The following is a 17,447-nucleotide window of genomic DNA, read 5'->3' as shown; positions in this document are numbered from 1 at the left end:
CGTGCGGGGAGACGGGCCGGCCGCGACCCGTCTCCCCGGAGGCCGGTCAGGGCGCGAGCTCCTCGCGGACGATCGCTGCTCCCGCGCTCAGCGCGCTGAGCTTCCCCCAGGCGAGGTCGCGGGGCAGCGGTGCCATGCCGCAGTTCGTGCTCGGGAGGAGCAGGTCCGCGTCGACGAACCGGAGGGCGCGGCGCAGGGTGTCGGCGACCTCCTCGGGCGTCTCGACGGTCCCGCTCGCCACGTCGATCGCTCCGAGCATGACCTTCTTGCCGCGGACGAGCTCGATCAGCTCCATCGGCACGTGGGAGTGGTGGCTCTCCAGCGAGACGATGTCGAGCGAGGACTGCTGGAGGAGCGGCAACGACTCCTCGTACTGCCGCCACTCCGACCCGAGGGTCGCCTTCCAGTCGGTGTTCGCCTTGATCCCGTAGCCGTAGCAGATGTGCACCGCGGTCTCGATGCGGAGTCCCTCCGCCGCCCTCTCCAGCGCGGCCACACCCCAGTCGTGCACCTCGTCGAAGAAGACGGTGAAGGCGGGCTCGTCGAACTGGACGATGTCGACTCCGGCGTCCTGGAGGGCTCGCGCCTCCTCGTTGAGGATGGTCGCGAACTCCCACGCCAGCTTCTCGCGGCTCCCGTAGTGCCGGTCGGAGAGAGTGTCGATCATCGTCATCGGGCCGGGCAGCGCCCACTTGATGGGCTGATCGGTCTGCTCGCGCAGGAACCGGGCGTCGTCGGCGAACACGGGCCTCTCGAGCCCCACGGCGCCGACGACGGTCGGCACGCTCGCGTCGTACCGGTCGCGGATGCGCACCGTCTCGCGCCGCTCGAAGTCGACGCCCGTGAGGTGCTCGATGAACGTCGTGACGAAGTGCTGCCGGGTCTGCTCCCCGTCACTGACGATGTCCAGGCCCCGGTGGTGCTGCTCGTGGACAGCGGCGCGCAGGGCGTCCTGCTTGCCCTCGGCCAGGGCGTCGCCGGTCAGCCGCCACGGGGACCACAGGGTCTCCGGCTGCGCGAGCCACGACGGCTTCGGCAGGCTGCCGGCGATCGAGGTGGGCAGGAGCGGGAGGGCCGCCGAGGCTCCGCGCGCGCTCATCGGACCGCTCCCGCGTACCCGGCGGCCCACTGCCGCAGCCGCTCCCCGTGCGGCTTCATGAGGTGCTCCTCCGCGAACCGCCCCTGCTCGACCGCGAGCCGGCCGCGCTCCTCGCGGTCGTAGGAGACCGCGGGCCGCACGTAGTCCTGCTGCTCCAGGTCCGGCCGGTAGACGTCGGCGGCGGCCGAGCGCGCGCCGTAGATCTCGGGCCGGTAGATCCTCTGGAACGTCTCCATCGTGCTGATGGTGGCGATGAGCTGGAGGTCCGAGTAGTCCTCCAGCAGGTCGCCGCCGCAGTAGAACGCGAGCGGCGCCGTGCTGCCGGGCGGCATGAAGAAGCGGACGCCGAGGCCCATCTCCGCGAAGTACCGGTCGGTCAGCGAGAGCTCGTCCTGCCGGTACTCGACGCCGAGGATCGGATGGAGGGTCCCGGTGCGCCGGTACGTCCTGCTCGTCGAGACGCTGATGCAGATGACGGGCGGCGTCGACGAGAGCTCCGCGTACTGCGCGGAGTCCCGGAAGTGCTGGAAGAGCGCGCCGTGCAGGACGCCGAAGTCGTCGGGGACGGTGAAGCCGGCCTGCGCGGCGTTGACCGCCGGCAGCCGCACGCTGAAGTCGTGGTCGCGGAGGTAGGAGGAGAAGTTGTTCCCCAGTGTCCCCGGCTGACATCGGCCGGTGCGGCGGTCGAGGATCCGGGTGCGCAGGACCTCCAGCAGGGGGAACTCCCGGTCCTCGCCGTCCGCGGTGAGCCGCAGCCCGACGGAGACGATGTCGAGCCCGACCGTGTAGCGGCCGCGGCTCGGATCGTCGCCCGGCACGAGATCGTTCAACCGGTCGTCGATCATCCGCAGCGCGGTCCGGAGGTTCTCCCGGCGGCGCTCGCCGCGGGCCAGATTCGCGAAGTTGGTGGTGATCCGGGAGCTCTGGGCCGGCGAGTAGTCCTCGTCGAAGGGGGTGAGGGTGATGCTGAAGGCGGGTTCGTTCGTCATGATCGGCCGATCGGTAGGAGGGACTGGGGCGGGGGCACGATCAGTGCGGGTGGTCCTCGGTCAGCTTGAAGCCGAGTCGGCCGTGCGCGAAGGCGGCTCCGGCTCCGATGGCGGCCGCGACCCAGGCTGATTCGGCGAGCTCGGTCTCGGTCGCACCGGCGCGCACGGCGTTCTGGCCGTGGCCGTCGATGCAGTAGACGCACTGCTTGCTGATGCCCACGGCGTAGGCGATGAGCTCGCGGTACTTGAGCGGGATCTCGCGACCCTGCGGAGCGAAGACGGCGGTGTCGAAGGCGGTGAACGCCGCAAGGACGTCGGGGGTCTCCTTCTTGTAGGCGGCGGTGTAACGGCGGTCGGCTGCGCGGTCGTAGTAGGCGTCGGTCATGGTCTTCCTTCGGAGGTCGGAGAGGGGGCGGAGGGGATGAGGTCACGGCCGGGCGGGGATCTCCAGGCCGAGGTTCTCCCGCAGGGTCGTGCCCTCGTACTCGGTGCGCAGCGAACCGCGCTCCTGCAGCAGCGGCACGACGCGGTCGACGAACTCGTCCAGACCACCCGGGTGCAGGTGCGATCCGAGGACGACCCCGTCGCCGCCTCCGCTCTGCACGAACTCGTCGAGACGGTCGGCGACCTGCTCAGCCGTGCCCACGTACTCCGTGCGGTCGAAGACGGTCTCGGCGAGACCGCGGAGGGTGAGGTCGCGCTCCTGAGCGAGCGCACGCCAGGCGCGCACGGTCCCCGCGCGATCACCGTGGATCAGTGCGCGGCCCTCGATCAGCGGCGGCGCCTCGAGGTCGGCCTCGAGATCGGGTACCGGCCCGTCGACGTCGAAGCCCGACAGGTCCCGGTTCCAGACCTGCTCGAAGAGCACCTGGATCGTGCGCGGTGTGAGTTGCTGATCGCGGATCCACCGCGCTCTCTCCTCCGCCTCCGCAGCGGTGCCGCCGAGGACGACGGCGGCTGACGGGAGGATCCGCACGGAGCCGGCCGGGCGACCCGCCGCCGCGACCCGGGCCGCGATGTCGCGCGCGAACTCGTGCGCCTCAGGTCCCCGGTGGTAGGGGGAGAAGATCACGTCGGCGCTCGACGCCGCGAAGTCGCGACCCTGCGGAGAGACGCCCGCCTGCACGATCACCGGGCGGCCCTGCGGGCTGCGCGGCACGGTGAAACGGCCGGAGACGTCGAACTGGCTGCTCGAGACGGCGAACGACCCCGTCGACGAGTCGGCGAGGAACTCGCCGGAGGGGGCATCGGCTCGCACGGCGTCGGAGGTCCAGGTGTCCCAGAGCGTCGTCACCGCGCGGACGGCCTCCTCGGCACGGGCGTAGCGGTCGGCGCGGTCGAGGAAGCCGCCGCGGCGGAAGTTCGCGCCCGTGAAGGCGTCGAAGGACGTGACCACGTTCCACCCCGCTCGTCCGCCTGAGAGGTGGTCGAGGGTCGCGATCTGACGGGCGAGCTCGAAGGGCTCGTTGAACGTCGCGTTGAGCGTGCCGACCAGGCCGATGTGCTCCGTGACCGCGGCCAGCGCGGCGAGGAGCGGCAGAGTGTCCGGTCGTCCGGCGATGTCATGGTCGAACGGGCGCCCCGCGCGCTCCCGCAGGGCCAGACCCTCGGCGAGGAAGAAGTAGTCGAACCGCCCGCGCTCCGCGGTCTCTGCGACGCGGCGGAACGTCGAGAAGTCGACCTGGCTGCCGGCGTCGGGGTGCTCCCACAGGGTGTGCTCGTTCACCCCGCCCACGTAGGCGGCGAGGACGATCTGCTTCGGTCGCCGCGTCATGACTGCTCCTCGGAGGCGTAGCGGTTCGGGATCGACGTGGGCAGGCCCAGGGCTGAGCGGAGGGTGCGGCCCTCCTCCGTCCCGACGAGCAGACCGCGTCGGCGCAGCTCGGGCACGAGGTCGTCGGCGATCAGCGGCAGATCGGTGGCGAGAACCGCGGGTCGGAGGCGGACGCCGTCGTAGCCGAGCCGTGAGAGCTCGGCGATGCGGTCGGCGACGGACGCGGCCGACCCGGCGGCGACGGCGGCGTCGCCGGTGAGCGGTCGGCCGAGAGCGTCGAGGCGCGAGAGTCTGGCCGCGGCGGACTCCGCCGGGGTGTCGAGGACGACGACGAGGTCGGCGAGGACCCGCAGGCGCTCGCCCGTGCGCCCCGCCCCGCGCTCCGCCTCGGCGATCTCCTGGAGGATCCTCTCGGCGTCCGCTGCGTTCTGAGGCGTCGCGAACACGACGTCGGCCGAGCGCGCGGCGAAACGGTACGGGATGTCGGCGTGTGCGAGCGCGGCGACGACGGGCTGCCCCTGCGGCGGCCGGGGAGTGATCGCGGGGCCGCGCACCGAGAACCAGCGTCCTGCGAAGTCGACGCGGTGCACCTTGTCGGCGTCGAGGAAGCGATCGGTGGCGACGTCGCGGATCTCGGCGTCGTCCTCCCAGCTGTCCCAGAGTCTCCGTGCGACCTCGACGGCGTCGGCCGCCTCCTCGAAGAGCTCGTCGACGACGGCGCGGATCGCGGGGTCCTCGAGAAGGGGCGTGCCCGGCTCCGGCGGCACGATCGCCGCGATTCGTCGTCCGACGTGCGAGGCTTCGTCGACGCGTGACGACACCCTGACCTGCCAACCGCCCCGCCCCCGGCTCAGGTGGTCGAGCGTCGCGACGGCCTTCGACACGTGGAAGGGCTCCGTGTGCGTCACGGTGACCGTGGGCACGAGACCGATGCGGCTCGTGAGGGGGGCGACGTAGGAGGCGATCAGCAGCGCGTCGAGCCGGCCGCGGACCTCGTCGGTGCGGTCGTCGGCCAGGAAGGGGTCCGCCGATTGCAGGGCGAAGGAGTCCTCGATCGTCACGAAGTCGATCCCGCCGCGCTCCGCCCGCTGCACGATGTCCGCCCAGTACGCGCCGGTGAAGAGCGCGTCGGGACGGGCGCCAGGCTCGCGCCAGGACGCGGGGTGCCAGCCGGCGCCCTCGAGGGCGACGGCGAGGCTGAGGGGTGGGGCGGCGGTCATCGTGCTCCTCGGATCAGGGTGCCGGCTCGGACGAGCTCCTCGTCGTCGAGTGCGCGGAGGCGGCGCAGCAGCGCGCGCGCGACCTTGTCGTTCTCGCGGAACGACACCGCGTTCGTGCCCGGCCGGGAGAAGGCGCCGACGAACGGCGAGTCGGTGTACGGGCCGATCGCGTACCGGCGGCCGACGCGGCCTCCCGCCGTCGAGCGCAGCAGGGTGTCGTCCTGGTGCACGCGCAGCCTCCCGGTCGACAGGAGAGTGTCGCCGACGTCGACGAGGTCCTCGACCGCCGACCCCGACGCGACGAGCGCTCGCATCAGCGCGTCGTCACTCCTCGCAACGGACGTCCGGGGGAGGCGCGCGTCGACGAGAGCGTCAGCGAGGACGACCTGATCGGTCGCCCCGCCGCTCGCGAGGAAGCGGCCCTCCTCTTCGGAGGTCCCCACACGGATGCCCGGGCCGAGGAAGTCGACGACGCCCGCGTCCGAGAGTGCGAGCAGCTCCTCGAGACGGTGCGCGGGCGGCCCGCTCGCGAGGAAGCTGAACCAGCTGAGCCACCATCCGTGCAGATCCTCGATCCGCGAGCGGGGCGTCCACCTCGCGGACGCGGTGAGATCGGCGACGAGGAAGTGGCTGCGCAGAAGCGCGAGGAAGAGCGCCATCGTGGCGCTGTGCTCCTGCCGGCTGCGCAGAGCCAGGTCGTCCCGGATGTAGGCGCGCACCGCCTCCTGCAGCGCCGAGCCGTCGGCGAACCGCACATCGGCGAATGGGCGGTCGAGATCGGGGAGGAGCAGCCTGTCGAGGCTGTCCGGCACAGTGTCCGCGACGAGCGCGGTCAGGGTCCGCGCATCTCCGAGGACCCGCTCGGCGTCGGCCCCGAGTGCGGGGAGAGCGTACCCCTGTCCCGCTTCGGGTCGCGGGCCGCGGGAGCCGGCGAGGACCGAGGCGCGCGGGTCGAGCCGCGAGAACACCTCCGAGAAGTGCGTCCAGTCGGTGCTCACCCGGTCGGGGTGCCCGGTGAAGAGCTCACGGTAGTAGCCCCAGAGCATCTCCTGGGCGATCAGGGGCCAGACGTCCTCGCTGAAGTCGAGCGGGCGGTGTCGCGAGCGCAGCTCCTCGACGACGGACGCCGAGAACCAGCGGGGCTCGGGCGCGGCTCCCTGGAGCGTCGAGCCGATCTTCGAGTGGTAGGGGACCCCGCGGCGGCTGCCGATCAGGATGCGCGGCTCACGTCCCGACGGGTGGTAGCGCAGTCCGCCGGCGTCGTCCCGTTCGAAGCGGCCGCCCCGGCCCTCGGTGAGCAGCACCAGGAGGTCGACCGCGACGAGGCCGAGGCCGCGCACGATCACGTCGTGTCCGGCGCGGAGGGATCCGAGGTCGGCGTCGGCCGTGAACGACGGCGGCAGGTAGGCGAGGCGGTGGCGCTCGGCGAACCCGGCCAGCCGGGTCTCGTCGACCGTCGGCAGAGCGCCGCTGTGCCCGAGCGAGAACAGGACCAGGTCCGCCTCGATCACGTCGCCGGAGTCGAGGACGACCCGCTGCGCACCGTTGTCGCGGCCGAGCACCTCGACGACGCGCGCCGCGTGCTCGCGGACCTCGACGTCAGGGCGGAGAGCGGCGAGCGCCTCCCGGTGGAACCAGCGCAGATAGAGGCTCTGCAGCCGGCGGGTGGGGAAGCTGTCGGCGCGGAGCCCGTCGAGCTCGCGGCGCACGGCTTCGTCGCCCTCTGCGAGCGCGATCCGGCCGGCCCGCACCGCCTCCGCCCACTCGATCAGCGAGGGTCCGGGGCGCACCGGCCCCTCGATCGTCGCGCTCGCGTCGGTGAACATCGTCACGTCGGCTGCGCGCGAGTTGAGCTTCAGCAGCGGCGACTGCTCGTAGCGCCAGATCCGGCCGGGGCCGACGGGGTACGGGTCGACGACGTGGACGACGAGCGCGGCCGGCCCGAGGGCGTCCTCGGCGGCATTCGCGGCGAGGCGCTCGAGGACCCCGACCGCGCGGGGACCTCCCCCGACGATCACGAGGGAGCGGGTCCCGTCCGATGGCGCTGACATGCGTCCACGATGACCCTTCCCCCGTGAGGACGCCGCTCTGTGACGACTCGTGACGATGTGAAGAAGTGTGTAGCGGCGGGGTTGGAGCCGGGTGACCGCGGACCCTAGCGTCGGCCCCCACGGCGTGCAGAACGGTGCGCCCCGACAGGCAGGAGCCTCGAGTGCCCATCGAATTCCTCGGCATCGCCGCGCTCAACGACGGCAGCGAGACACGAGCACGCAGCGGCGCGAGCTTCGACCCGGAGTACACGGTGCGTCTGGCCGCGGCTCATGAGGACAGCGGGTGGGACCGCATCCTGTTCGCCTACCACTCCGGAGCCCCCGACCCCGCCGTCGCCGCCGCTTTCATCGCGTCGCGGCTCGAGCGCATCCAGCTGCTGCTGGCGCACCGGCCCAACGTCTCCTACCCCACGGTCGCGGCGAAAGCCTTCGCGACCCTCGATCAGCTGAGTGGAGGCCGCCTGAGCGTCCACGTGATCACGGGCGGGTCGGACGCGGACCAGGCCGCGGAGGGCGACTACCTGAGCAAGGACGAGCGCTACGCGCGCACCGCCGAGTACATCAGGATCGTCAAGCAGGTCTGGACGACCCGTGAGCCGTTCGATCACGTCGGGGAGCACTACCGCTTCTCCCGGTTCGTCAGCGACGTCTGGCCGGTGCAGCAGCCTCGGCCGCAGATCTCGTTCGGAGGCTCCTCTCCCGCCGCTCTGTCCGTCGGTGCCGCCGAGAGCGACGTCTACGCGCTCTGGGGCGAGCCGCTGCGGGACACCGCCGAGCAGATCCGCAGCATCCGGGAGGCGGCGGCGGCGGCCGGCCGCGACGTCGCGCCGCGCATCCAGGTCGCCTTCCGACCCATCCTCGGGGCCACCGAGGAGCAGGCCTGGGAGAAGGCGGAGGGGATCCTCCGCCGCATCGAGGCGCGCACCCGCGAGACCGCCCCCGGAGGCCTCGCCGCGCCGGAGAACACCGGCTCGCAGCGCCTCCTCGCAATCGCCGCCGCAGGCGACCGTTTCGATCGCGCGCTCTGGACCAGGGCGGGAGTCGCCGCGGGAGCGCGCGGCAACTCGAACGCCCTCGTCGGGACGCCGGAGACGGTGGCCGCCGCGCTGCTCGACTACGTCGATCTCGGGGTCGACATCATCTCGGCGCGCGGCTACGACTACGTCGACGACACCCTCGACTTCGGTCGCCACGTGATACCGCTGGTGCGCGAGGAGGTCGCTCGACGCGACGCCGCGGCCGCCCAGGCCGCCGAGGAGGCCGCTCGTGTCCTCGTCTGACACCGTCGCGGCCGACGAGTTCGTCCATGTGCGGGCCGATGACCCGCGGGCCCGGCCCCTGCTCGACGAGCTCGAGCGCGAGTACGACACCCGCTACGGCACCGCCTGGGGCGAGCCGGCATCGGCCGAGCTCGCGCGCTACCCGAGCGAGGTGTTCGCCCCGCCGGAGGGATCCTTCGTCCTGCTTCTGCGCGACGGCACCGCGATCGCCGGAGGCGCGCTGAAGAGATTCGACGACACGACCGCCGAGCTCAAGCGCATCTGGACATCCTCGGCGCACCGTCGGCAGGGACTCGCCCTGCGCGTGGTCGCAGAGCTCGAGGCGGAGGCCCGCCGGCTCGGCTACTCGACCGTCTACCTCACGACCGGGCCGCTCCAGCCGGAGGCGCAGCGGCTCTACCTCACCGCGGGCTACACACCGCTCTACGACGTGAACCAGCCTCCGGAGGTGGTCGTCCTGCACGGCTATGCGCGGACGCTCACCGATCGGCCGCTCGACGTCGCGAGGATCCGGACCGCGCACGACGACTCCTTCGCGCAGCTCACCGCGTCCCTGCCCGACGGCGGAGCACGCCTGCGCGGTGGCGTCACGGGGCGTGCCTCATGAGCGGCACGATCGCGCCGCCTCGACCGCGGGACACGTCCGGCCCCCTTCCCGGAGGCATCGACCTCGCCCGACTCGGCGAGCGGCCGGTGCTGCCGCTGCGCCACCCGGTGCGCTGGGTGGTCGCCGCACTGGTCCTCGTGCTCCTGCTGAACGCCGGACAGACCCTCTTCACGAACCCGTCGTGGGAGTGGCCGAAGGTCGGGACCTGGCTCTTCAGTCCGGCCATCCTGAAGGGGCTGCAGCTGACGCTCCTCGCCACCGCCATCAGCGCCGTGATCAGCTTCGTCGGAGGCATCGTCGTCGCCGTAGCCCGGCTCTCGGGCAATCCGGTGCTGTCGACGCTCAGCTGGGTCTACATCTGGCTGTTCCGCTCGGTGCCGCTGATCCTCGTCCTCATCTTCCTGTTCAATCTCGGCAACCTGTATCCGACCGTCGGCATCGGCATCCCCTTCGGTCCGCAGTGGTCGGTGCCGACGGTGTCGCTGCTGCCTCCGCTCGCCCTCGGCGTGATCGGCCTGAGCCTGTCCGAGATCGCCTACAGCGCCGAGGTCGTCCGTTCCGGGGTGCTCGCGGTCGATCAGGGGCAGCACGAAGCGGCGAAGGCGCTCGGGATCCCGCAGCGCCGCCAGTTCACCCGCATCGTCCTCCCGCAGGCGCTCCGCTCGATCGTGCCCGCCTACGTGAACCAGATCATCGGCCTGCTGAAGGCGAGCTCGCTGCTGTTCTACGTCTCGCTGCTCGACCTGTTCGGGGTCGCTCAGAACCTCGGCAGCACGTACCCGACGGACATCATCCCCCTGCTCGTCGTCGCGACGATCTGGTACCTGGTGCTGACCTCGGCGATCTCGGTCGTGCAGTTCTACATCGAGCGCTTCTACGCCCGCGGCGCGCACCGGGAGCTCGCGCCCACGCCCCTCCAGCGGGTGCGGCGCTCGCTCGCCGGCCTGAGGAGTGCGCGATGACCGCCGCCATCGAGATCCACAACGCGACCAAGTCCTACGGCGACCGGACCGTGCTCCGGGGAGTCGACCTGCGCGTCGAGGCGGGCACCGTCACGGTTATCCTCGGTCCGAGCGGCTCGGGCAAGTCGACCCTGCTGCGGGCGATCAACCATCTCGAGAAGCTCGACGAGGGGTTCGTCTCCGTGAACGGCGAGCTGATCGGGGTGCGGCTGCGCGGCGGTCGGCTCAAGGAGCTGCGCGAGAAGGAGATCCTGCGCCAGAGGGCGAGGATCGGCTTCGTCTTCCAGAGCTTCAACCTCTTCCCGCACCTGACGATCCTCGAGAACGTCACCGAGGCGCCGATCTCGCAGGGGCAGCCGCCCGCGGAGGCCCGCGAGCGGGCACGCGCCCTGCTCGAGCACGTCCGTCTCGCCGACAAGGCGGCGGCCTATCCGAGGCAGCTCTCCGGCGGCCAGCAGCAGCGCGTGGCCATCGCGCGTGCGCTCGCGCTCGACCCCGAGGTGATCCTCTTCGACGAGCCGACCTCGGCTCTCGATCCCGAGCTCGTCGGGGAGGTGCTGCAGGTCATCCGGTCGCTGGCCGAGAGCGGCCGCACCCTCATCGTCGTGACCCACGAGATCGGCTTCGCCCGCGAGGTCGCCGACCGGGTGGTGTTCGTCGACGACGGCCTCGTCGTCGAGCAGGGCAGCCCGAGCGAGGTCCTCGACCGCCCGCAGAATCCGCGGACCCGCGACTTCCTCGGCCGAGTCCTCGGCTGAGCCCCCGCACTCCTCCTCCTCCTCTCCATCCGCACGACAGACACAGGAATCGAATCATGACCAGACCGCACATCACTCGTTGGACCAGAGTCGGGGCGCTTCTCGCTGCCGCCGCGCTGACGACGGGCCTCGCGGCCTGCTCCGGTGCCGCCGCCTCCGACCCGGCCTCCCCGGGAGCCGCCTCCGGCACCACCACCGTCACCGTGGCTGCCCTCTCCAACGGAGCGGCGACCGAGACGGACATCGACGTGCCGGTCGTCGACGAGATCCGCGGCACGCTGCCGCAGGAGATCCTCGACCGCGGGACCCTGACGATCGGCGTCGGCGCTCTCCCCGCAGGCTTCCCTCCGCTCGCGTTCACCGGGACCGACACCGAGACCCTCACCGGCTCGGAGCCCGATCTCGGCCGCCTCGTCGCCGCCGTCCTCGGGCTGCAGCCCGAGGTGGAGAACTCCACCTGGGACAACCTCTTCGTGGGCATCGACACCGGAGGCAGCGACGTCGGCTTCTCGAACATCACCGTCACGGAGAAGCGCAAGGAGAAGTACGACTTCGCCTCCTACCGCGCCGACACCCTCGCATTCCAGGTCCTCGCCTCGAACGACTGGGAGTTCGACGGCGACTACGAGAACCTCGACGGACTCACCGTCGCGGTCAGCAGCGGCACCAACCAGGAGAAGATCCTGCTCGAGTGGCAGGCCCGTCTGCAGTCCGAGGGCAGGTCCCTGGAGATCACGCGACTGCCCGATGCCAACTCCGTCACTCTCGCTCTCGGCTCCGGCCGGATCGACGCCTACTTCGGGCCCAACCCGACGACGGTCTACCAGAACCGGATCTCGGAGGACGGCGCCGACCCGACCCGCAACGCCGGCACGTTCTCCGGAGCGGGCGAATCGCTCGACGGGCTGATCGCGGCGACTGTGAAGAAGGACTCCGGACTCGCCGAGCCGATCGCCCAGGCCCTCGGCTACCTCATCGGGAACGGCCAGTACCAGGACTGGCTGTCGGCCTACGGCCTGCAGGACGAGGCCGTGGACGAGGCCCTGGTGAACCCGCCCGGGCTCCCGCTCGACAACAGCTGAGCCGCCCCCGCCTCGGGCGCCCCGATCGACCAGCGGGGGCGCCCTCCGCCCGCTTCCCCGAGGACTCCCATGCACCTGTTCGACTCGCTCACGCGCGAACGACTCGACCGCCCGACGAGCCGCAAGTGGAGCCTCCGCCCCGGCACCATCGGAGCCTGGGTCGCCGAGATGGACTTCGGTACGGCGCCGGCCGTTCGGAGGGCACTGCACGACGCCGTGGCCGGCGACGTGCTGGGCTATCTGTCCCCCTCGACTGCGGGCGAGCTGGGCGAGGCCGCCGCGGAGTACCTCGCTGAGCAGTACGCGTGGACGGTCGACCCCGCCCGCGTGCACTCCGTCTCGGATGTCATGGCCGCGCTCGGAGTGGCCGTCACCGAGTTCTCCCGCCCCGGCTCACCGGTGATCGTGCCTACCCCCGCTTACATGCCGTTCCTCACCTACCTGTCGGCCATCGGACGCGAGGTGATCGAGGTCCCGGGAACGATCGTCGACGGCCGCTGGGAGCACGACCTCGACGGGATCGATGCGGCCTTCGCGCAGGGAGCGGGCACCCTGGTGCTCTGCAATCCGCACAACCCGACGGGCTCGGTCCTGCCGCGGTCCGAGCTCGAAGGTCTCGCCGCTGTCGTCGAGCGCCACGGCGGGCGGGTCTTCGCCGACGAGATCCACGCGCCGCTGCGGTTCGACGGCGTCCCCCACATCCCTTACGCCTCGGTCTCGGAGGAGGCCGCCCGGCATTCCGTCACCGGAACGAGCGCCTCGAAGGCGTGGAACATCCCCGGCCTGAAGGCCGCGCAGCTGATCACCACGAATGACGCAGACGAGGACGTCTACTCGCGCTTCGGGTTCGCGGTGCAGCACGGCGCTTCGAATCTCGGCGTGATCGCCTCGACGGCCGCCTACCGGGAGGGCGGAGCGTGGCTCGACGAGGTCGTCGACTACCTCGACGGCAACCGGCGCCTCATCGCCGACTTCCTCGCCTCCGAGCTGCCCCGGATCGGGCACCGCACCCCGGAGGCGACGTATCTCGCCTGGTTCGACCTGGGTGCTCTCGGCCTCGCCGATCCCGCGCAGCACCTGCAGCGCGAGGCGGGAGTGACGCTCACCTCCGGACGCCTGTGCGGCGCCGGATACGCCGACCACGTGCGTCTCGTCTTCGCCATGCCGCGTCCCCTCCTCCTCGAGACGCTCGAAGCCGTGCGGGCCGCCGTGTGAACGGCGGAGCGCCTTCGCGGGGACTCGACGAGGTGGGACGGCGGAGCACCGAGGCGGGCGGCATCGCACGACAGTGGCGAGGAGCCGTCCTTCAGCGCCTCCGCTCCCTCTGCACCCCCGATGAGGCCGGGCCGCCGGCGGTGGACCGGGCGGCCTCGCGTGTCGAGGCTGTGCAGCTCGCCCACGAGATCGAGCACGGGTTCTTCCGCCCGGTGCCCGGCCGGGCGCAGGATCCGGAGTGAGACGGGGCGGACCCCCCCCTACGTCCCGAAGAGGTTGGCGCGGGTCCCGCCGGGAGCGAGCTCGTCGCGGAGGATCCCGCGGCGGCGCAGCACGGGGACGAGGTCGTCGAGCATCCGGTGCAGGGTGACCGGGTGCAGGTCCCCGGAGAGGAGGAGCCCGTCGCTGCCGCCGTCGTCGCCGAGCTCCTCGACGAAGTCGGCGAACTCCTCCGCGGTGCCGACGAAGCCGGCGCGCTCGGCGACGCGGCCCTTGCGCGCCTTCCTGGTGAGCAGCTCCCGCAGCGGAGCGTCCTCCGTGCCGCCGTACAGGCCGGCGATGGTGCCGTGCGAGACGTGCTCGCCGAACACCGACCGCGGGACGGGGAGGTCCAGGTCCAGCCCGGTGAGGTCGGTCTCCAGGTCGCTCGACCAGCCGAGCGCGATCCGCCGCAGCGCGTCCTCGTCGGGGTGGCGCGACGCCTCGACGACGCGCGCGGCCTCCTCCGGGCTCGACACGATCTCGGGCTTCACGACGAAGAGCACGCGCAGGTCGTCCGCCGTCCGCCCGTGCTGCTCGGCCGCGGCGAGCACGCGCGCCCGGTAGTCGCGCACCGCCCGGGCCTCCAGAGGGGCGAGCGCGAGCTGCACGTCCGACTGCGTGCCGGCGAAGGCCAGGCCGCGCGGAGACCCGCCGGGGGAGACGACGATCGGGTCGCCGTTCGCGAAGGGGACGGCGTTCAGGGGTCCGTCCACGTGGAAGTGCTCCCCGCGGTGCCGGAACGCGTCGATCCGGGTGCCGTCGGCGTAGCGGCCCGACCCGGGGTCGGCGATCAGCGCGCCCTCGCCCCAGCTGTGCCAGAGCCGGCGGACGACCGCCATCCACTCGTCCGCCCGGTCGTAGGCCGCGTCGTGCGACAGCGGCTCCAGGCCCACGTGGCGGGCGCTGCCGACGTCGGTGACCAGGTTGATCCCGAAGCGGTCGGAGCTGAGGTGCTGCAGCGTCGCCGCCTGCCGGGCGGCGAGGTACGGGGGCGTGATGCCGGCGTTGATCGTCGGCGCCAGCCCGATCCGCTCGGTCGCCGCGAACAGGTACGGCGCCAGGAGGAGCGGATCGTGCTTCGGCCCGCCGTACGCTCCCCGCACCCGCAGGTCGAGCGTCTCCGGGGAGCCGAGCGAGACGGCGTCCTCCATCACGATCAGCTCGAAGCCGGCCTGCTCCAGCTCGCGGGCCGACTGCTGGTAGAGGCCGGGCTTCGTCCAGTCGTGGTTCCACTCCCGGTAGGGGTGCCCCCATCCCTGCGGTCCGAAGCCCCGGGAGAAGAACCAGCCGAAGTGCTGACGGCGCGCCACGCTCACACCTCCGCGAGCGCGGGGAGGGCGCGTGCGCGCACCGCGGCGAGCCCGCGTTCGAGGTCGCGGAGGAGGTCGTCGACGTCCTCGATCCCGATCGACAGCCGGAGGAGCCCGGGGTGGATCCCGGCGGCGGCGCGCTCGGCGGGGGTGCGTCCGGCGTGGGTGGTCGACGCGGGATGCAGCACCAGCGAGCGCACGTCGCCGAGGTGGGTCATGTGGCTGAACAGCTCGACGGCGTCGATGAAGGCGGCCGCGCCCGCCTCCCCTCCGGCCACGGTGAAGGAGAAGACGGAGCCCTGCCCGCGGGGGAGCAGGCGCTGCGCGAGGGCGAACGACGGGCTCGACTCCAGGCCGGAGTAGTCGACCGACACGACCTCGGGCCGCTCCTCGAGGAAGCGGGCGACGGCGAGGGCGTTCGCCGAGTGCCGCTCGACCCGGAGCGACAGCGTCTCGACGCCCTGCCGCAGCAGGAAGGAGTTCAGCGGTGACGGCGTCGGTCCGAGGCGGGAGACCACGATGTCCCGCGTGTACGAGACGAAGGCGCGCCGGCCGTGCTGCTCGGTCCAGCTGCGGCCGCCGAAGGACCGCTCCTCCTGGTTGAGGTGCGGGAAGAGCGCGGGGCGCGCCGCCCAGTCGAACGTGCCGGCGTCGACGATCACGCCGCCGAGGGCGGAGCCGTGCCCGGCGAGGAACTTGCTGGTCGAGTGCACGACCACGTCGGCCCCGTGCTCGATCGGGCGGAGGAGGTACGGGGTCGCGAGCGTGTTGTCGACCACGAACGGGAGCCCGTGCCGGTGCGCGATCGCGGCCAGCGCCGGGAGGTCCAGCAGATCGTTCTTCGGGTTCGGGATCGGCTCGCCGAAGAGGACCCGGGTGTCGGGCCCGATCCGCCGCTCCCACTCGCCGAGGTCCGACGCGTCGTCGACGAAGTCCACGCCGATCCCGAGCCGACCGAAGTTCTGCACCAGCAGCCCCCGGTTGCCCTCGTACAAGCGGCGCGACGAGAGCACCCGGTCACCGGCCTGCAGGATCCCCAGGAGAGCGGAGGCGGTGGCCGCCTGGCCGCTCGCCACCAGGATCGCCTCGGCGCCGCCCTCGAGATCGGCGAGCCGACGCTCGACCTCCTCGGTGGTCGGGTTCCCGTTGCGGGTGTAGAGGTAGCCCTCGTCCTCGCCGGCGAACCGCTCGCGGGCGTGCTCGAAGCTGTCGAACACGAAGCCGGCGCTGAGGTGCACGGGCGTGACGCGCGCTCCGTGGGCGCCGTCGGGCGCGGCACCGGCGTGCACCTGGCGCGTGGAGAAGCCGGCCGCCGCGGAGGCGCGGGATGCGGGCGCGGAGGTCATGGTCGCGGTGGTCGCCGCAGCAGTGGTCGCGGTGGTCGCCGGTGCAGTGATCGTCACGGTGTGCTCCTGTCCAGACGCCCGGAAGGCGGATGCCGGGAGCCTGTCAGGCCGAGGGGAGTGCGCGCCGGATCGTGACGGAGTGTGACTGCGCGGGGCCGCCGGAGCGGTCTCCCGCCGGCGCAGCGGGACCGCCGACGCCCTCCTGCGGGTCGAGGAGGTGCAGCTCGTCGTCGCCCCGAGTAGGGGGTCTGTCTCGATTCCCGATACGCAGCCGTTCCCTCTTCTACCGTGAGCCGACCGCGAGTACGAGCTCGCGCCACCGGCCGCCGAGGAGCAGCAGCGCATGCGACAGTCCTTCTTCCACTCTCTCGTCGCCGCGGCCGTGTTGGTCGCGGGCGCCGGGCTGACGGTGGTGGCTGCGCCGGCCGCATCGGCGGCTCCGGCGCTCTCCTCCCCGTGCCTGACGTCGGACCGAGTCGTCCCGCTCTCGGACGTCGTCGTGCCCGAGGGCGTCGGCGCCGTCCGAGCCGTCCTCAGCGGAGCGGACGGCCAGGGGAGCGGGGATCAGTACTACGCACCCGGAGGCGGCGCGGGCGGTCGAGCAATCGGCGGCTCCGGTTCCACCCTCGTCGTCGATGTGGCCGTGACGCCCGGGCAGGTGCTGACGCTCGGCCGCATCACCGGTGCGCCGTCCGGAGGGGCGCCCGAGGCCGGCAGTCCCGATCTGAACGCCGGCGGCAGGGGCGGTGACCCCCAGTACCTCTCGACGGTCGGGTCCGACGGTTGTCAGCACGCCCTGGCGGTCGCAGGCGGTGGTGGCGGCGTCGGCGGGACGAACGCGCGCGGCGGCGACGCCGATGCAGGCAACGGCGCACAGGGAGGTGCGAACGGCGGCGGGAACGCCGCGGTCGACGGAGCCGGCGGCGGCGGAGCGACGTCGTCCCGCGGCGGATCAGGAGGAGCGGCCGGCTACGACAGGTTCAGCCCCTGCGCCGACGGCAACGCGGGTCGCGCGGGTGCCTTCCTCAGCGGCGGCGACGGCGCGGCCGTCGGGGAGCCGCGCCCGAAGACGAACTACGAGTGCGCCGCGTTCAACTTCTCCGGCGGCGGCGGAGGCGTATTGGTCGGTGGGAGCGTTCTCTGTGATGCGCGGGTCCGGACCGTCCTGCCCTCATGGGCGCGACCCGGCACCCGTGGCAACTGTCCTGGCGGGCCCGACGAGGCTCACCGGTCGACGGCGACGCGGAGGTGGTGAAGAGCGGAAGGACGATCCGCTCCGGCCCGGGCGCCGCTCAGCGGCCGTCGCGGGCTTCGCGGGCACGGTTCCCCAGTTCTCCTGCCTGCTGCGCCGCCTTGTTGACGAGATCCCAATCGCTGCGGCTCGCCGTCGCCGGCGAGTTCTTGACCCGCGCGATGGCGGCTCGGTAGTCGGATTCGTTGGCCATGATCTCCTGCTCTCGTCGGTCGGTCGGGCCGAGAGTACGCGGATCCCG

General features: G+C 72.3%; 16 protein-coding genes. 7 read left to right on the top strand and 9 right to left on the bottom strand.

Translation table 11 applies throughout. From position 1 onward, the window contains the following. Window positions 1-46: 46 nt before the first annotated feature. From C5C56_RS13595 to C5C56_RS13570, 6 genes are read right to left on the bottom strand one after another with little or no spacing between them, the layout of a single operon-like run. Window positions 47-1,099 (bottom strand): methionine synthase, encoded by a 1,053-nt coding sequence (locus tag C5C56_RS13595; protein ID WP_104262243.1) that lies wholly within the window; start codon window positions 1,097-1,099, stop codon window positions 47-49. Continuing rightward, entirely contained in the window at window positions 1,096-2,088 is a 993-nt protein-coding gene (locus tag C5C56_RS13590) for a putative oxygenase MesX (RefSeq protein WP_104309634.1), read from the bottom strand. The genes C5C56_RS13595 and C5C56_RS13590 overlap by 4 nt, the downstream gene beginning before the upstream one ends. Before the next feature lie 40 nt (window positions 2,089-2,128). Further along, on the bottom strand, window positions 2,129-2,473 hold the full coding sequence (locus C5C56_RS13585) for a carboxymuconolactone decarboxylase family protein (protein WP_104223293.1): 345 nt from the start codon (window positions 2,471-2,473) through the stop codon (window positions 2,129-2,131). Between the two features lie 42 nt (window positions 2,474-2,515). Next, window positions 2,516-3,862 (bottom strand): NtaA/DmoA family FMN-dependent monooxygenase, encoded by a 1,347-nt coding sequence (locus C5C56_RS13580; protein WP_104319783.1) that lies wholly within the window; start codon window positions 3,860-3,862, stop codon window positions 2,516-2,518. Next, window positions 3,859-5,082 (bottom strand): LLM class flavin-dependent oxidoreductase, encoded by a 1,224-nt coding sequence (locus C5C56_RS13575; RefSeq protein WP_104226542.1) that lies wholly within the window; start codon window positions 5,080-5,082, stop codon window positions 3,859-3,861. Before C5C56_RS13575 ends, C5C56_RS13580 begins: the two co-directional genes overlap by 4 nt. Then, on the bottom strand, window positions 5,079-7,133 hold the full coding sequence (locus tag C5C56_RS13570; RefSeq protein WP_104319782.1) for an FAD/NAD(P)-binding domain-containing protein: 2,055 nt from the start codon (window positions 7,131-7,133) through the stop codon (window positions 5,079-5,081). Before C5C56_RS13570 ends, C5C56_RS13575 begins: the two co-directional genes overlap by 4 nt. Before the next feature lie 161 nt (window positions 7,134-7,294). Between C5C56_RS13570 and C5C56_RS13565 the strand changes: the two genes are divergently transcribed. From C5C56_RS13565 to C5C56_RS13540, 6 genes are all read left to right on the top strand, one after another. Further along, window positions 7,295-8,413 (top strand): LLM class flavin-dependent oxidoreductase, encoded by a 1,119-nt coding sequence (locus C5C56_RS13565; RefSeq protein ID WP_104223289.1) that lies wholly within the window; start codon window positions 7,295-7,297, stop codon window positions 8,411-8,413. Continuing rightward, complete coding sequence (locus C5C56_RS13560; protein ID WP_219813900.1) at window positions 8,400-9,020, top strand: GNAT family N-acetyltransferase; 621 nt, start codon at window positions 8,400-8,402, stop codon at window positions 9,018-9,020. The genes C5C56_RS13565 and C5C56_RS13560 overlap by 14 nt, the downstream gene beginning before the upstream one ends. Next, window positions 9,017-9,982, top strand: a complete 966-nt coding sequence (locus tag C5C56_RS13555; protein ID WP_104233982.1) for an amino acid ABC transporter permease — start codon at window positions 9,017-9,019, stop codon at window positions 9,980-9,982. The genes C5C56_RS13560 and C5C56_RS13555 overlap by 4 nt, the downstream gene beginning before the upstream one ends. Continuing rightward, window positions 9,979-10,740, top strand: coding sequence for an amino acid ABC transporter ATP-binding protein (locus tag C5C56_RS13550; protein WP_104223287.1), 762 nt, complete (start codon window positions 9,979-9,981; stop codon window positions 10,738-10,740). The genes C5C56_RS13555 and C5C56_RS13550 overlap by 4 nt, the downstream gene beginning before the upstream one ends. Before the next feature lie 56 nt (window positions 10,741-10,796). Then, window positions 10,797-11,822, top strand: a complete 1,026-nt coding sequence (locus C5C56_RS13545) for a transporter substrate-binding domain-containing protein (RefSeq protein WP_104319781.1) — start codon at window positions 10,797-10,799, stop codon at window positions 11,820-11,822. 69 nt (window positions 11,823-11,891) lie between these two features. After that, window positions 11,892-13,037 (top strand): MalY/PatB family protein, encoded by a 1,146-nt coding sequence (locus C5C56_RS13540; RefSeq protein ID WP_104247108.1) that lies wholly within the window; start codon window positions 11,892-11,894, stop codon window positions 13,035-13,037. 260 nt (window positions 13,038-13,297) lie between these two features. Here the strand turns inward: C5C56_RS13540 and C5C56_RS13530 are convergent, their stop codons facing one another. Further along, the gene (locus C5C56_RS13530; RefSeq protein ID WP_104268974.1) at window positions 13,298-14,608 is read right to left on the bottom strand and encodes an LLM class flavin-dependent oxidoreductase; all 1,311 of its coding nucleotides are present in this window, start codon (window positions 14,606-14,608) and stop codon (window positions 13,298-13,300) included. Between the two features lie 2 nt (window positions 14,609-14,610). After that, window positions 14,611-15,954 (bottom strand): O-acetylhomoserine aminocarboxypropyltransferase/cysteine synthase family protein, encoded by a 1,344-nt coding sequence (locus tag C5C56_RS13525; RefSeq protein ID WP_104226570.1) that lies wholly within the window; start codon window positions 15,952-15,954, stop codon window positions 14,611-14,613. 343 nt (window positions 15,955-16,297) lie between these two features. Here C5C56_RS13525 and C5C56_RS13520 point away from each other — a divergent pair, with 343 nt between their 5' ends. After that, window positions 16,298-17,209 (top strand): hypothetical protein, encoded by a 912-nt coding sequence (locus tag C5C56_RS13520; RefSeq protein ID WP_104319780.1) that lies wholly within the window; start codon window positions 16,298-16,300, stop codon window positions 17,207-17,209. Between the two features lie 37 nt (window positions 17,210-17,246). On the opposite strand, the gene C5C56_RS17970 is transcribed toward C5C56_RS13520, so the two are convergent. Next, window positions 17,247-17,399 (bottom strand): hypothetical protein, encoded by a 153-nt coding sequence (locus C5C56_RS17970; RefSeq protein ID WP_181137608.1) that lies wholly within the window; start codon window positions 17,397-17,399, stop codon window positions 17,247-17,249. Window positions 17,400-17,447: the final 48 nt, after the last annotated feature.

The sequence above is a fragment of the Rathayibacter sp. AY1D1 genome (genome assembly GCF_002932635.1).
Classification (GTDB): domain Bacteria; phylum Actinomycetota; class Actinomycetes; order Actinomycetales; family Microbacteriaceae; genus Rathayibacter.
The sequence above is the reverse complement of the archived record's forward strand: the minus strand, read 5'-3'. Positions and strand labels throughout refer to the sequence as shown.

Bases quoted from the DNA above. Each gene is read 5' to 3' on its own strand.
- C5C56_RS13595 (WP_104262243.1), bottom strand. From the start codon at position 1,099: ATGAGCGCGCGCGGAGCCTCGGCGGCCCTCCCGCTCCTGCCCACCTCG.
- C5C56_RS13545 (WP_104319781.1), top strand. From the start codon at position 10,797: ATGACCAGACCGCACATCACTCGTTGGACCAGAGTCGGGGCGCTTCTC.
- C5C56_RS17970 (WP_181137608.1), bottom strand. From the start codon at position 17,399: ATGGCCAACGAATCCGACTACCGAGCCGCCATCGCGCGGGTCAAGAAC.
- C5C56_RS13540 (WP_104247108.1), top strand. From the start codon at position 11,892: ATGCACCTGTTCGACTCGCTCACGCGCGAACGACTCGACCGCCCGACG.
- C5C56_RS13550 (WP_104223287.1), top strand. From the start codon at position 9,979: ATGACCGCCGCCATCGAGATCCACAACGCGACCAAGTCCTACGGCGAC.
- C5C56_RS13585 (WP_104223293.1), bottom strand. From the start codon at position 2,473: ATGACCGACGCCTACTACGACCGCGCAGCCGACCGCCGTTACACCGCC.
- C5C56_RS13570 (WP_104319782.1), bottom strand. From the start codon at position 7,133: ATGTCAGCGCCATCGGACGGGACCCGCTCCCTCGTGATCGTCGGGGGA.
- C5C56_RS13525 (WP_104226570.1), bottom strand. From the start codon at position 15,954: ATGACCTCCGCGCCCGCATCCCGCGCCTCCGCGGCGGCCGGCTTCTCC.
- C5C56_RS13520 (WP_104319780.1), top strand. From the start codon at position 16,298: ATGCGACAGTCCTTCTTCCACTCTCTCGTCGCCGCGGCCGTGTTGGTC.
- C5C56_RS13580 (WP_104319783.1), bottom strand. From the start codon at position 3,862: ATGACGCGGCGACCGAAGCAGATCGTCCTCGCCGCCTACGTGGGCGGG.
- C5C56_RS13575 (WP_104226542.1), bottom strand. From the start codon at position 5,082: ATGACCGCCGCCCCACCCCTCAGCCTCGCCGTCGCCCTCGAGGGCGCC.
- C5C56_RS13555 (WP_104233982.1), top strand. From the start codon at position 9,017: ATGAGCGGCACGATCGCGCCGCCTCGACCGCGGGACACGTCCGGCCCC.
- C5C56_RS13590 (WP_104309634.1), bottom strand. From the start codon at position 2,088: ATGACGAACGAACCCGCCTTCAGCATCACCCTCACCCCCTTCGACGAG.